The sequence below is a fragment of the Enterobacter nematophilus genome (assembly GCF_026344075.1).
GTDB classification, from domain to species: Bacteria; Pseudomonadota; Gammaproteobacteria; order Enterobacterales; family Enterobacteriaceae; genus Enterobacter; species Enterobacter nematophilus.
On sequence record NZ_JAPKNE010000004.1, the window covers coordinates 152,440 to 165,217 of the forward strand.

The window sequence follows — 12,778 nt, forward strand, 5'->3', positions numbered from 1 at the left end:
CTAAGACTGACAAGGACCTAACCCATGAGCCAGCAAGTCATTATTTTCGATACTACTTTACGTGACGGTGAACAGGCATTACAGGCAAGCCTGAGTGTAAAAGAGAAACTGCAGATTGCGCTGGCTCTCGAACGTATGGGCGTCGACGTGATGGAGGTCGGTTTCCCGGTCTCATCTCCGGGTGATTTTGAATCCGTACAGACTATCGCCCGCACCATTAAAAACAGCCGCGTGTGCGGTCTGGCACGCTGCGTAGAAAAAGACATCGACGTTGCTGCTGAGTCGCTGAAAGTGGCCGAAGCCTTTCGTATTCATACCTTTATTGCAACCTCACCCATGCACATCGCAACCAAGCTGCGCAGCACGCTGGATGAGGTCATTGAACGCGCGGTGTACATGGTTAAGCGCGCACGCAATTACACCGATGACGTTGAATTCTCCTGTGAAGATGCGGGCCGTACGCCGATTGAAGACCTGGCGCGCGTAGTAGAAGCCGCCATCAACGCGGGCGCGAAAACCATCAACATCCCGGATACCGTCGGCTACACCATGCCGTTTGAGTTCTCCAACATCATTACCGGCCTGTATGACCGCGTACCCAATATTGATAAAGCGATTATCTCCGTTCACACCCATGATGATTTGGGTCTGGCCGTGGGCAACGCCATCGCGGCCGTCCACGCAGGTGCACGTCAGGTAGAAGGCGCGATGAACGGTATCGGCGAACGCGCGGGTAACTGTTCCCTGGAAGAAGTGATCATGGCGATCAAAGTACGCAAAGACATCATGAACGTGCACACCCGCATCAATCACAATGAAATCTGGCGCACCAGCCAGACCGTCAGCCAGATTTGCAACATGCCGATTCCGGCCAACAAGGCGATTGTCGGCACCGGCGCCTTCGCCCACTCCTCCGGCATTCACCAGGACGGCGTGCTGAAAAACCGTGAAAACTACGAAATCATGACTCCGGAATCCATAGGCCTGAACCAGGTGCAGCTGAACCTGACCTCCCGTTCCGGTCGCGCGGCGGTGAAACACCGGATGGAAGAGATGGGCTATCAGGACAGCGATTACAACATGGATCAGCTGTACGACGCGTTCCTGAAGCTGGCCGACAAAAAAGGGCAAGTGTTCGATTACGACCTGGAAGCGCTGGCCTTCATCAACAAGCAGCAGGAAGAGCCAGAGCACTTCCGTCTGGACTACTTCAACGTGCAGTCCGGCTCCAGCGACATCGCCACCGCCTCGGTTAAGCTGGCCTGCGGTGAGGAAATTAAAGCGGAAGCGGCAAACGGCAACGGCCCCGTCGATGCTATCTATCAGGCGATCAACCGCGTCACCGAGTACGACGTTGAGCTGGTGAAGTATGACCTGACGGCGAAAGGCCACGGTAAAGACGCGCTGGGTCAGGTGGATATCGTCGTCAACTATAACGGCCGCCGCTTCCACGGCGTGGGCCTGGCGACGGATATTGTCGAATCCTCCGCGAAAGCGATGGTGCATGTCCTGAACAACATCTGGCGCGCCGCTGAAGTCGAAAAAGAGTTGCAACGCAAAGCTCAGAATAAAGAGAACAACAAGGAAACCGTGTAATGTCGAAGAATTACCATATTGCTGTGTTGCCGGGTGACGGTATTGGCCCGGAAGTGATGGCACAGGCGCTGAAAGTACTGGAAGCCGTTCGCTCGCGTTTTGCGATGAAGATTACCACCAGCCACTACGACGTGGGCGGTATTGCGATTGATAACCACGGAACGCCATTGCCGAAAGCCACCGTTGAAGGCTGCGAAAATGCCGATGCCGTGCTGTTTGGCTCCGTCGGTGGCCCGAAATGGGAACATCTGCCGCCGGCAGAGCAGCCAGAGCGCGGCGCGCTCCTGCCGCTGCGTAAACATTTTAAGCTGTTCAGCAACCTGCGTCCGGCGAAGCTGTATCAGGGGCTGGAAGAGTTTTGCCCGCTGCGCGCGGATATCGCGGCCAACGGATTCGACATTCTCTGCGTGCGTGAGCTGACGGGCGGCATCTATTTTGGTCAGCCAAAGGGTCGCGAAGGCAACGGCCAGCATGAGAAAGCGTTTGATACCGAGGTGTATCACCGTTTCGAAATTGAACGTATCGCCCATATCGCCTTTGAGTCTGCGCGCAAGCGCCGCCATAAGGTGACCTCTATTGATAAGGCGAACGTGCTGCAGTCGTCCATTTTGTGGCGCGAGATCGTCAGTGAAGTCGCTAAGCAGTACCCGGACGTTGAGCTGTCGCACATGTACATCGACAACGCAACGATGCAGCTGATTAAGGATCCGTCCCAGTTTGACGTGCTGCTCTGCTCCAACCTGTTCGGCGATATTTTGTCTGACGAGTGCGCGATGATTACCGGCTCTATGGGCATGCTGCCATCCGCCAGCCTGAACGAAGAAGGCTTTGGCCTGTACGAGCCGGCGGGCGGCTCCGCGCCGGATATCGCCGGTAAAAACATTGCGAACCCGATTGCGCAGATCCTCTCTCTGGCTCTGCTGCTGCGCTACAGCCTCGATGCAGGCGACGCAGCAACCGCAATTGAAAACGCCATTAACCGGGCGTTAGAAGAAGGCGTCCGTACCGGTGACTTAGCGCGCGGTACGGCAGCAGTTAGTACTGATGAAATGGGCGACATCATTGCCCGCTATGTCGCTGAAGGGGTGTAATCATGGCCAGGACCTTATATGAAAAGTTATTTGACGCCCACGTTGTCTACGAGGCGCCAAACGAAACCCCGCTGCTGTACATTGACCGCCACCTGGTGCACGAAGTGACCTCTCCGCAGGCCTTCGACGGCCTGCGCGCGCACAAGCGCCCGGTGCGCCAGCCGGGTAAAACCTTCGCGACCATGGATCACAACGTCTCGACCGAAACCAAAGACATCAATGCGTCCGGTGAAATGGCGCGTATCCAGATGCAGGAGCTGATTAAGAACTGCAACGAGTTTGGCGTTGAGCTGTACGACCTGAACCATCCGTATCAGGGCATTGTCCACGTGATGGGGCCTGAGCAGGGTATTACCCTGCCGGGTATGACCATCGTCTGCGGTGACTCCCATACCGCGACCCACGGCGCATTTGGCGCGCTGGCGTTCGGCATCGGCACCTCGGAAGTTGAGCACGTTCTGGCGACGCAGACCCTGAAACAGGGCCGCGCCAAAACCATGAAAATTGAAGTGAAGGGTAAAGCCGCGTCGGGTATTACCGCGAAGGACATCGTTCTCGCCATCATCGGCAAAACCGGCAGCGCAGGCGGTACCGGTCACGTGGTGGAATTCTGCGGTGAAGCCATTCAGGCGCTGAGCATGGAAGGTCGTATGACCCTGTGCAATATGGCTATTGAGATGGGCGCTAAAGCAGGCCTGGTCGCACCGGACGAAACTACCTTCAACTATGTGAAAGGCCGTCTGCACGCGCCGAAAGGTCAGGATTTTGACGACGCGGTCGCGTACTGGAAAACCCTGAAGACCGACGACGGAGCGACCTTCGATACCGTTGTCACGCTGCAGGCGGAAGAGATTGCGCCGCAAGTCACCTGGGGTACCAATCCGGGCCAGGTGATTTCCGTCAACGACAGCATCCCGGACCCGGCGTCCTTCGCCGATCCGGTCGAGCGTGCCAGCGCGGAAAAAGCGCTGGCCTACATGGGGCTGAAGCCAGGCGTACCTTTGACCGACGTCGCCATTGATAAAGTCTTTATCGGTTCCTGCACAAACTCCCGCATCGAAGATTTACGCGCGGCGGCAGAGATTGCGAAAGGCCGCAAAGTGGCGCCGGGCGTACAGGCGCTGGTGGTTCCAGGCTCCGGTCCGGTGAAAGCCCAGGCGGAAGCGGAAGGACTGGATAAGATCTTTATCGAAGCAGGCTTCGAATGGCGTCTGCCGGGCTGCTCAATGTGTCTGGCGATGAACAACGACCGCCTGAATCCGGGCGAGCGCTGCGCCTCCACCAGCAACCGTAACTTTGAAGGCCGTCAGGGCCGGGGTGGACGCACCCACCTGGTCAGCCCGGCAATGGCCGCCGCTGCGGCAGTAACCGGTCATTTCGCCGATATTCGCAGCCTGAAATAAGGAGACAATCATGGCAGAGAAATTTACCCAACATACGGGCCGTGTTGTCCCGCTGGACGCCGCTAACGTCGATACGGACGCGATCATTCCTAAGCAGTTTTTGCAGAAAGTGACCCGCACCGGTTTTGGCGCACACCTGTTCAACGACTGGCGTTTTCTGGACGACAAAGGCGAAGTGCCAAACCCGGAGTTCGTCCTGAACTTCCCGGAATACAAAGGTGCATCAATTCTTCTGGCGCGGGAAAACTTCGGCTGTGGCTCCTCGCGTGAGCATGCGCCCTGGGCGCTGACCGACTACGGCTTTAAGGTAGTTATCGCCCCGAGCTTCGCGGATATCTTCTACGGCAACAGCTTCAACAACCAGCTGCTGCCGGTGACGCTGAGCGACGAGCAGGTCGATGAGCTGTTTGCGCTGGTGCAGGCAAATCCGGGCATATCGTTTGAGGTGGATCTGGAAGCGGAAGTGGTGAAAGCCGGGGATAAGACCTACAGCTTCAGCATTGATGCCTTCCGTCGCCACTGCATGCTGAACGGTCTGGACAGCATTGGCCTGACGCTCCAGCACGAGGACGCCATCTCAGCGTACGAGAAAAAACAGCCTGCGTTTATGGGCTAAAGGCAATGGCCCGCAGGATGCGGGCCATTGATAAGGGTGCGTTGAGGCTCAACCACTCTGGAGAGGCGGGGAAATCTCCCCGCCAATACCGCTAACGTTTTGCTTCGTAAGCCAACACTGCCGCCAGCTCTGTTTTCTCCTGTCTGAAGTGCAACTCACACAGCGAATCACGCACCATCCAGGTGAAGATCAATAGCGTCGTACAGATCAGAAACAAACCTAACAGCAGAGCACGTTTTGGCATTCCAGCCTCCTTATTGCTTTTCGGCAATGAAGAGACTAACCTCGCAATGTGGGTTGTGAAGTTGGTCTCCCCATCAGTTTTTTGATGTGGGACTCTCCACTGTTTGCCTCTTGCGAAAGCCTGAGGCAAACAGCCTCAAGCACCCGCCACGCACTTTATGCGCCTTCTCTGCTCCTGTCAGAAAATCGTTTCATTTCGTGAAGCCGCCTTCCAGAATCAAACATCCTTGACCCGGCAGGTCAGCCCAAGCGTCACCACCGAAATCGCCGCAATCATCCAGTAAACCGAGGCATGGCCATAGCTTTGCGCCAGCGCGCCCTGAATCACCCCCGCCAGAATAACGCCCGTCGAAATGCTGTTGGTGAACAGCGTAGTCGCGGAGCCGGCGCGGCCGGGCATGAGATCCTGGAACCAGAGCATGCCGATCCCGGCAACGATCCCAATAAACACGGCATTAAACAGCTGCAGCACCAGCAACGCTTCACGCGAATGGAAAAGGAGCAGCCCCGCGTAGAACAGCACCCCGGCCGCCACGGCAACGATCATCATCCGACGCTTTCCGAAGCGCTTAACGTAGTATCCCGCCAGAATCATTGCCGGAATTTCCAGCCCGGCAGCGGTCCCCATTAAGATCCCTGCAAGCTTGTCCGGCAGGCCCAGATCGCTGCTGATCCACAGCGGCATATCAATGATGTACATGGTGTTGCAGGTCCACATCAGCGTGGAGGCGATAAACAGCATCCGCACGTTTTTATCCTGCCAGCCGCTCACCTGCGTGATGGGCTTATCCGTCGTCTGCTCAACCCGGGCGACAGACGGCAGCGCAAAGGCAATCAGCGCCAGGCTGATAATAAAAATGCCTGCCGCGATAGAAAACATGACCGTAAAGCCGTAGTTCAGCGCCAGCATGAACGCCAGGGGCGGGCCGATGACCCACGCCAGCGAGAGCTGCGCGCGCATCACCGAGCTGAACATCACCACCTCTCGCGCCGAGCTGTCGGCGTATTCACGGGCCAGCGCGAACAGCTGCGGCATGGCAGTGTTCGCCAGAGAGGCCAACAGCACGCCGCAGGTGATAAGCGTCAGGTAATGACGATTGAAGGCAAAAAGCAGCGCGTTGCCCACGGCCATCGCGCAGCAAAAGAGGATCAGCCTGCGGCGATCGCCCTGGTTGTCCGATCGTTTCGCCAGCCCCAGACTTACGAGGATCCCGGCAATCGCGTTGACGGTATAAAACAGGCCAACCCAAAACGGCTGCGCCCCCACCTCGCGGCTGAGAAACAGGCTCAGCGTCGGCGCCTGTAGGGCCCCCGCCACGCCCATCATAAAGGCCACCAGCATAAAAGCGGCATATACGCCATTCAGGCGGCGCCCCATCGTCATCAACCACAGCATGCGCAAGTCCTTGTGAAAGCGAATCGAAATTGGGTGAAAGAATAAACGAAAAAAGCCAGCAAAAACATTTTGCTGGCGGGTGATAAACACCAATACTCAGTCACACATGATCGAGGCGAGTTAGCGGGAAGAGGTCGGTTTCGTAACGTCCCACTGCATCAGTTCTTCCAATATTTTCAGCCGTTGCTCTGCACACTGGCGGGCCAGCCAGGACGATCCTTTTGTCGCTGAAAAGTACTGCTGATAAAACTGACGTGCGGTAGACCTCTTCATAATTTACCTCCTCACTTCATCGGGAAGAATTATTGGCTTAATATAGGGATTAATAAATTGCTGATTTTTTGTCAGGTGTTCCTCTTTTATGCCATCCGGTCGACTGCAACAACAATTCATCCGCCTGTGGCAGTGCTGCGAGGGTCAATCGCAGGAGACCACGCTTAACGAGCTGGCAGAACTCCTCAACTGCTCTCGCCGCCATATGCGCACGTTACTCAACACCATGCAGCAGCAAGGCTGGCTAAGCTGGGAGGCCGAGGCCGGACGCGGCAAGCGCTCACGCTTGACCTTCCTCTATACCGGTCTGGCGCTACAGCAGCAGCGGGCGGAGGATCTGCTGGAGCAGGACCGCATCGATCAGCTGGTGCAGCTGGTGGGCGACAAGGCCGCCGTGCGCCAGATGCTGGTCTCGCATCTGGGGCGCAGCTTTCGTCAGGGCCGCCACATTCTGCGGGTGCTCTACTATCGGCCGATGAAAAACCTGTTGCCCGGCACGGCATTGCGACGTTCTGAAACCCACATGGCCCGGCAGATATTCAGCGGTCTGACGAAAATAAATGAGGAAAATGGGGAACTGGAAGCGGATATCGCGCACCACTGGCAGCAGCTTTCCCCCCTGCACTGGCGTTTCTTTTTACGCCCGGGCATTCACTTCCACCATGGCCGCGAGCTGGAGATGAGTGACGTCATCGCCTCTCTGGAGCGCGCCCGCACGCTTCCGCTCTATTCGCACGTCTCGCGGCTCCACTCCCCCACGGCCTGGACGCTGGACATTGAACTGTCTCAGCCGGACAAATGGCTGCCGTGGCTGCTGGGCTATGTGCCCTCAATGATCCTGCCCGGCGAATGGCGATCGCTGAACAATTTTGCCAGCCTGCCGATTGGCACGGGCCCCTACGCCGTGTCGCGCAATAACAACAATCAGCTCAAGATCCGCGCCTTTGATGACTACTTTGGCTATCGGGCGCTGATCGACGAAGTGAACGTCTGGGTGTTACCGGATCTCAACGAAGAGCTGAGCGCCGGCCTGACGCTGGAGGGGCCCACAACAAGCGAAAAGGCGTTCGAAAGTCGCCTGGAGGAGGGCTGTTACTACCTGCTCTTTGACAGCCGCAGCCACCGCGGAGCAAACCACGACGTCCGCAGGTGGATCAGCCATGTTCTGGCCCCGGCGAACCTGATTTATCACGCCGAGGATCAATACCAGACCTGGTGGTTCCCGGCATATGGCCTGCTTCCGCGCTGGCACCATGCTCAGCCGGTGCGCAGTGAAAAACCCGCCGGGCTGGAGACCATTACCCTCAGCTACTATCGCGATCACATTGAGCACCGTTTTATCGCGAAGATCATGAGCAAGCTGCTGGCGGCCGAAGGCGTGACGCTGGCGATTCAGGAAGTCGATTACGATGAATGGCACCGCGGGGATGTCGTCAGCGATATCTGGCTCAACAGCGCCAACTTTACGCTGCCGCTGGATTTCTCGCTCTTTTCTCACCTGTACGAAGTGCCCCTCATTCAGCACTGTATCAAGCGGGACTGGCAGCAGGACGCCGCGAAGTGGCGGGCAGGCGAAATGGATCTGGCCGCGTGGTGCCAGGAGCTCCTGGCCGGACAGACGATCGTACCGTTGATCCACCACTGGCTGCTGATCCAGGGACAGCGCAGCATGCGCGGCCTGCGGATGAACACCCTGGGCTGGTTTGATTTTAAATCCGCCTGGTTTGCGCCGCCGGAGCCATAACGCTTTCGTAATATTCACCAAATCATTACAATAGCGCCGTTCTCAACGGGGTGCTGCATCACAGATGTGCGCTGAGATAATACCCGTCGAACCTGATCCGGATAACGCCGGCGAAGGGATTTGAGGCTGTCGCTCAAAATCCTTTGCCACTCAACCCTGAGGTGCAAAGTGTTAAAAAACGTTCTTCCCCTGCTGGCGCTGTTTGCGCTGCCTGCTTTCGCGAAACCCGTCCTGACGGTCTACACCTACGACTCCTTCTCCGCCGACTGGGGCCCTGGCCCGGTGATGAAAAAAGCCTTTGAAGCCGACTGCGACTGCGAACTGAAGTTCGTGGCGCTGGAAGATGGCGTATCGCTCCTCAACCGTCTGCGCATGGAAGGGAAAAACAGCAAGGCCGACGTGGTGCTTGGGCTGGATAACAACCTGCTGGAAGCCGCGACGCAAACCAAACTGTTTGCCAAAAGCGGCGTGGCGGCAGATGCCGTCAACGTGCCGGGCGGCTGGAAAAATGACACCTTCGTGCCGTTCGACTACGGCTACTTTGCTTTTGTTTACGACAAAAATAAGCTGAAAAACCCGCCGAAAAGCCTGAAAGAGCTGGTGGAAAGCGACCAGAAGTGGCGCGTGATTTACGAAGATCCGCGCACCAGCACGCCGGGCCTGGGCCTGCTGCTGTGGATGCAGAAAGTCTATGGGGATAACGCGCCGGAAGCGTGGCAGAAGCTAGCCGCTAAAACCGTCACCGTCACCAAAGGCTGGAGCGAAGCCTACGGCCTGTTCCTGAAAGGGGAAAGCGACCTGGTGCTGAGCTACACCACCTCTCCGGCCTACCACATTATCGCCGAGAAGAAAGACAACTACGCCGCCGCGAATTTTGCTGAAGGGCACTATCTGCAGGTGGAAGTGGCGGCCCGCACCGCCGCCAGCAAACAGCCTGAACTGGCGGAGAAGTTCCTGAAATTTATGGTTTCACCGGCGTTCCAGAACGCCATTCCAGCGGGCAACTGGATGTATCCGGTCACCAACGTTGCGCTACCGGCAGGCTTCGAGCTGTTGACCAAGCCAACAACCTCGCTGGAATTTACGCCGCAGCAGGTCGCCGCGCAGCGTGCAGCATGGGTAAGTGAATGGCAACGCGCCGTCAGCCGTTAATTCCCGGCTGGTTAATCCCCGGCCTGCTCGCCGCCATGCTGATGGTGGTGGTCAGCCTGGGGGCATTTCTTGCACTGTGGTTTAACGCGCCAGAGAGCGACCTGCTCGCGCTCTGGCACGACAGCTATCTCTGGCACGTTATCCTGTTCTCCTTCTGGCAGGCGTTTCTTTCTGCGCTGCTGTCTGCGATCCCGGCCATTTTCCTCGCGCGGGCGCTATACCGACGGCGTTTTCCCGGCAGGCAGGCTCTGCTTCGCCTGTGCGCTATGACGCTGATCCTGCCGGTTCTGGTGGCCGTTTTTGGCATCCTGAGCGTCTACGGTCGTCAGGGCTGGCTGGCCTCGCTCTTCGCATCTTTGGGGCTGGAGTGGACCTTCTCTCCCTACGGGCTGAAGGGCATTCTGCTGGCACACATTTTCTTCAATATGCCGATGGCGACGCGCCTCTTTTTGCAGGCGCTGGAGAACATACCCGGCGAGCAGCGCCAGATTGCCGCCCAGCTCGGCATGCGCGGCTGGTCGTTCTTCCGCTTTGTCGAATGGCCGTGGCTGCGACGCCAGATTGCCCCTGTTGCCGCGCTGATCTTTATGCTCTGCTTCGCCAGCTTTGCCACCGTGCTTTCGCTCGGCGGCGGACCGCAGGCTACCACCATTGAGCTGGCGATCTATCAGGCCTTAAGCTACGACTACGATCCGGGCCGCGCCGCGCTGCTGGCGATGGTGCAGATGGCGTGCTGCCTGGCGCTGGTGCTGTTGAGCCAGCGTCTGAGCAAAGCCATTCCCGCTGGCAGTAATCAAATCACCGGCTGGCGCGATCCGCAGGACAGCCTGCACAGCCGCATCTCGGATTTTATACTGATCGCGCTGGCGCTGCTGCTACTGCTGCCGCCGCTGCTGGCCGTCATCGTTGATGGTTTAAACCTTAATCTTATGTCCGTCCTGCAACAGCCCGTCCTGTGGCAAGCGACGTGGACCTCGCTACACATCGCGCTGGCAGCCGGGCTGGTCTGTGTGATCCTGACCATGATGCTGTTGTGGAGCAGCCGCGAGCTCTACGCGCGTCATGCTCGTAAAGCCGGACAAGCGCTGGAGCTGACGGGCATGCTGATTCTGGCGATGCCGGGTATTGTGCTGGCGACCGGTTTCTTTTTGCTGTTTAACAGCACCATCGGCCTGCCGGAAAGGGCCGACGGCATCGTTATATTTACCAACGCCTTAATGGCCATCCCGTATGCGCTTAAGGTGCTGGAAAACCCGATGCGGGATGTGAACAGCCGGTACAGCATCCTGTGTCAGTCCCTTGGCATTACGGGCTGGCGGCGGCTGAAAGTGGTAGAGCTGCGCGCCCTGAAGCGGCCGCTCGCCCAGGCGCTGGCCTTCGCCTGCGTGCTGTCGATTGGCGATTTTGGCGTGGTAGCCCTGTTTGGCAACGAAGATTTCCGCACGCTGCCGTTCTGGCTTTACCAGCAAATTGGCTCCTATCGCAGCCAGGATGGCGCGGTCACGGCGCTATTGCTGCTGGTGCTGTGCTTTGCCTTATTTACCATTATCGAAAAACTCCCGGGGCGCGATGTTAAAACTGACTGATGTAACCTGGCTTTACGAGCACCTGCCAATGCGCTTCACCCTTACCGTTCAGCGGGGCGAGCGGATCGCGGTGCTTGGCCCAAGCGGCGCCGGCAAAAGCACCTTGCTCAATTTAATTGCCGGTTTTTTGCAGCCGGCCAGCGGGTCGATAGCCATCGATAATCGTGATTTCACCCTCGCCCCTCCGGCTAAACGTCCGGTATCAATGCTGTTTCAGGAAAACAATTTGTTTAATCATCTTACGGTGTGGCAGAACATCGCGCTGGGGATGGATCCGGGGTTAAAACTCAATGCTGCGCAGCGGCAGAAGCTGGCGGCAATCGCCGAACAAATGGGGCTTTCCGCCTTCATCGACAGACTGCCCGGCGAGCTTTCCGGCGGCCAGCGACAGCGCGTGGCGCTGGCGCGCTGTCTGGTGCGGGAGCAGCCGCTGCTGCTGCTCGATGAACCCTTCTCGGCACTCGACCCGGCCCTGCGCCAGGAGATGCTCTCGCTGGTGGAGGAGGTTTGCCAGCGCGAGCAGATCGCGATGCTAATGGTGTCGCACAGCATTGAAGATGCCGCAAGGATTGCGCCGCGATCGGTGGTGATCGCGGAGGGGCGTATTTTGTGGGATGGGGAAACGGAAGAGCTTCTGAGTGGTAAAGCGGGGGCGTCTTCATTGTTAGGCATTCGTGCGGTCTGATGCCCTCACCCTGGCCCTCTCCCACGGGGAGAGGGTACAAACACCAAAAACGGCAACCAGTTGCCGTTTTGCTTTTACCTTGTGCGGTCTGATGCCCTCTCCCGTGGGAGAGGGAAAAGGCCTTAACGGCTCACCACCTTCAACAGGATCTCACCGTACACCGGCATCAGCGGGTGGCGAATCAGCGCCACCAGCGCCACCACCGCAAGGCCCAGCGTCAGCGGGGCCAGCCAGAGCAGGCGCGCGCGCGGGAGATAGCGCGTCAGGCGATCGACGCTGGCTTTCGCGCTGCGCCATAGCCGCCAGCAGAGCCATGCAGCCAGCCACAGCATCACCGCCGTGCCAAGCAGCAGCCACTTAAACTCACCGCTTTGCATGCCGTCAGGGATATCAATGGCCGCACCGGCCAGGATCCCCGGCAGGAAGTAAAACGGCGGCCAGAATACGCAGCCGATAATGTTCGGCACCACGAATTTTGCGACAGGCAGATCCAGCATCCCCGCCACCATCGGCACCAGCGGGCGCGTCGGCCCGACAAAGCGGCCTACCAGAATGGTGAACATGCTGTGCTGGTGAAGGGCATGTTCGGTTTTATCCAGCAGGGCTTTGTTCTTTTTCATAAACGACCAGCGGTGCAGCGGCTTCTTAAAGCGCCAGCCCAGCCAGAAGGAGATCCAGTCCCCCATCAGGCAACCGATAATCCCGGCCAGCCACGCCTGCCAGAAATTGACCTCGCCGCTGCCGATAAGCGCACCGAGCCCCGCCATCATCACGGTGCCGGGCAGGATCAACCCAACAAGCGCCAGCGATTCCAGAAACGCCACCAGCGCCACGGCGATGAGCGAGTACATAACGGACTGGGTAATAAAGTGTTCCAGCAATGCCTGCATAACTATTCCGGTCAGAAAACGAATCAGCGATTCTGCTTAGCGCCCTGCACTGCGTCAAGGCAACAATTGTCTGAATAGTTTACAGGTTGCTTTCTGCATTCAC

General features: G+C 57.9%; 12 protein-coding genes and 1 riboswitch. Of the genes, 8 read left to right on the plus strand and 4 right to left on the minus strand.

Annotation, left to right across the window (positions count from 1 at the left end; genetic code table 11):
* Nucleotides 1-24 precede the first annotated feature (24 nt).
* From leuA to leuD, 4 genes are read left to right on the plus strand one after another with little or no spacing between them, the layout of a single operon-like run.
* Nucleotides 25-1,596 (plus strand): 2-isopropylmalate synthase, encoded by a 1,572-nt coding sequence (gene leuA, locus OSH03_RS13250; RefSeq protein ID WP_266179270.1) that lies wholly within the window; start codon nt 25-27, stop codon nt 1,594-1,596.
* Entirely contained in the window at nt 1,596-2,687 is a 1,092-nt protein-coding gene (gene leuB, locus OSH03_RS13255; protein ID WP_266179271.1) for a 3-isopropylmalate dehydrogenase, read from the plus strand. The genes leuA and leuB overlap by 1 nt, the downstream gene beginning before the upstream one ends.
* A 2-nt stretch (nt 2,688-2,689) precedes the next feature.
* Nucleotides 2,690-4,090, plus strand: a complete 1,401-nt coding sequence (gene leuC, locus OSH03_RS13260) for a 3-isopropylmalate dehydratase large subunit (protein ID WP_266179272.1) — start codon at nt 2,690-2,692, stop codon at nt 4,088-4,090.
* A 10-nt stretch (nt 4,091-4,100) separates the two neighbouring features.
* Nucleotides 4,101-4,706 (plus strand): 3-isopropylmalate dehydratase small subunit, encoded by a 606-nt coding sequence (gene leuD / locus OSH03_RS13265; protein ID WP_003856384.1) that lies wholly within the window; start codon nt 4,101-4,103, stop codon nt 4,704-4,706.
* Between the two features lie 91 nt (nt 4,707-4,797).
* Here the strand turns inward: leuD and OSH03_RS13270 are convergent, their stop codons facing one another.
* The 3 genes from OSH03_RS13270 to sgrT all read right to left on the minus strand — a co-directional run bounded on the left by OSH03_RS13270 (nt 4,798) and on the right by sgrT (nt 6,618).
* A complete protein-coding gene (locus tag OSH03_RS13270) occupies nt 4,798-4,950 on the minus strand; it encodes a Hok/Gef family protein (RefSeq protein WP_042319272.1) in 153 nt (50 codons plus the stop codon).
* A gap of 216 nt (nt 4,951-5,166) precedes the next feature.
* On the minus strand, nt 5,167-6,345 hold the full coding sequence (locus OSH03_RS13275; protein ID WP_061099243.1) for a sugar efflux transporter: 1,179 nt from the start codon (nt 6,343-6,345) through the stop codon (nt 5,167-5,169).
* 120 nt (nt 6,346-6,465) lie between these two features.
* On the minus strand, nt 6,466-6,618 hold the full coding sequence (gene sgrT, locus OSH03_RS13280) for a glucose uptake inhibitor SgrT (RefSeq protein ID WP_116342480.1): 153 nt from the start codon (nt 6,616-6,618) through the stop codon (nt 6,466-6,468).
* Between the two features lie 88 nt (nt 6,619-6,706).
* On the opposite strand from sgrT, the gene sgrR reads away from it, so the two are divergent.
* From sgrR to thiQ, 4 genes are all read left to right on the plus strand, one after another.
* Nucleotides 6,707-8,362 (plus strand): HTH-type transcriptional regulator SgrR, encoded by a 1,656-nt coding sequence (gene sgrR, locus OSH03_RS13285; protein WP_266179273.1) that lies wholly within the window; start codon nt 6,707-6,709, stop codon nt 8,360-8,362.
* A 36-nt stretch (nt 8,363-8,398) separates the two neighbouring features.
* Nucleotides 8,399-8,499: riboswitch (TPP riboswitch) on the plus strand.
* A 31-nt stretch (nt 8,500-8,530) separates the two neighbouring features.
* Complete coding sequence (gene thiB, locus OSH03_RS13290) at nt 8,531-9,514, plus strand: thiamine ABC transporter substrate binding subunit (RefSeq protein WP_266179274.1); 984 nt, start codon at nt 8,531-8,533, stop codon at nt 9,512-9,514.
* Entirely contained in the window at nt 9,490-11,100 is a 1,611-nt protein-coding gene (thiP, locus tag OSH03_RS13295; RefSeq protein ID WP_266179275.1) for a thiamine/thiamine pyrophosphate ABC transporter permease ThiP, read from the plus strand. Before thiB ends, thiP begins: the two co-directional genes overlap by 25 nt.
* Nucleotides 11,084-11,785: a thiamine ABC transporter ATP-binding protein ThiQ gene (gene thiQ, locus OSH03_RS13300; protein ID WP_266179276.1), complete on the plus strand. Its 702-nt coding sequence runs from the start codon at nt 11,084-11,086 to the stop codon at nt 11,783-11,785. The genes thiP and thiQ overlap by 17 nt, the downstream gene beginning before the upstream one ends.
* Before the next feature lie 122 nt (nt 11,786-11,907).
* Here thiQ and OSH03_RS13305 read toward each other — a convergent pair whose 3' ends face one another.
* Entirely contained in the window at nt 11,908-12,675 is a 768-nt protein-coding gene (locus OSH03_RS13305; RefSeq protein ID WP_266179277.1) for a DedA family protein, read from the minus strand.
* Nucleotides 12,676-12,778: the final 103 nt, after the last annotated feature.

Coding starts and splice junctions, on each gene's coding strand:
- sgrT (WP_116342480.1), bottom strand. CDS start 6,618: ATGAAGAGGTCTACCGCACGTCAGTTTTATCAGCAGTACTTTTCAGCG.
- thiQ (WP_266179276.1), top strand. CDS start 11,084: ATGTTAAAACTGACTGATGTAACCTGGCTTTACGAGCACCTGCCAATG.
- leuA (WP_266179270.1), top strand. CDS start 25: ATGAGCCAGCAAGTCATTATTTTCGATACTACTTTACGTGACGGTGAA.
- thiP (WP_266179275.1), top strand. CDS start 9,490: ATGGCAACGCGCCGTCAGCCGTTAATTCCCGGCTGGTTAATCCCCGGC.
- OSH03_RS13275 (WP_061099243.1), bottom strand. CDS start 6,345: ATGCTGTGGTTGATGACGATGGGGCGCCGCCTGAATGGCGTATATGCC.
- sgrR (WP_266179273.1), top strand. CDS start 6,707: ATGCCATCCGGTCGACTGCAACAACAATTCATCCGCCTGTGGCAGTGC.
- OSH03_RS13305 (WP_266179277.1), bottom strand. CDS start 12,675: ATGCAGGCATTGCTGGAACACTTTATTACCCAGTCCGTTATGTACTCG.
- leuD (WP_003856384.1), top strand. CDS start 4,101: ATGGCAGAGAAATTTACCCAACATACGGGCCGTGTTGTCCCGCTGGAC.
- leuC (WP_266179272.1), top strand. CDS start 2,690: ATGGCCAGGACCTTATATGAAAAGTTATTTGACGCCCACGTTGTCTAC.
- leuB (WP_266179271.1), top strand. CDS start 1,596: ATGTCGAAGAATTACCATATTGCTGTGTTGCCGGGTGACGGTATTGGC.
- OSH03_RS13270 (WP_042319272.1), bottom strand. CDS start 4,950: ATGCCAAAACGTGCTCTGCTGTTAGGTTTGTTTCTGATCTGTACGACG.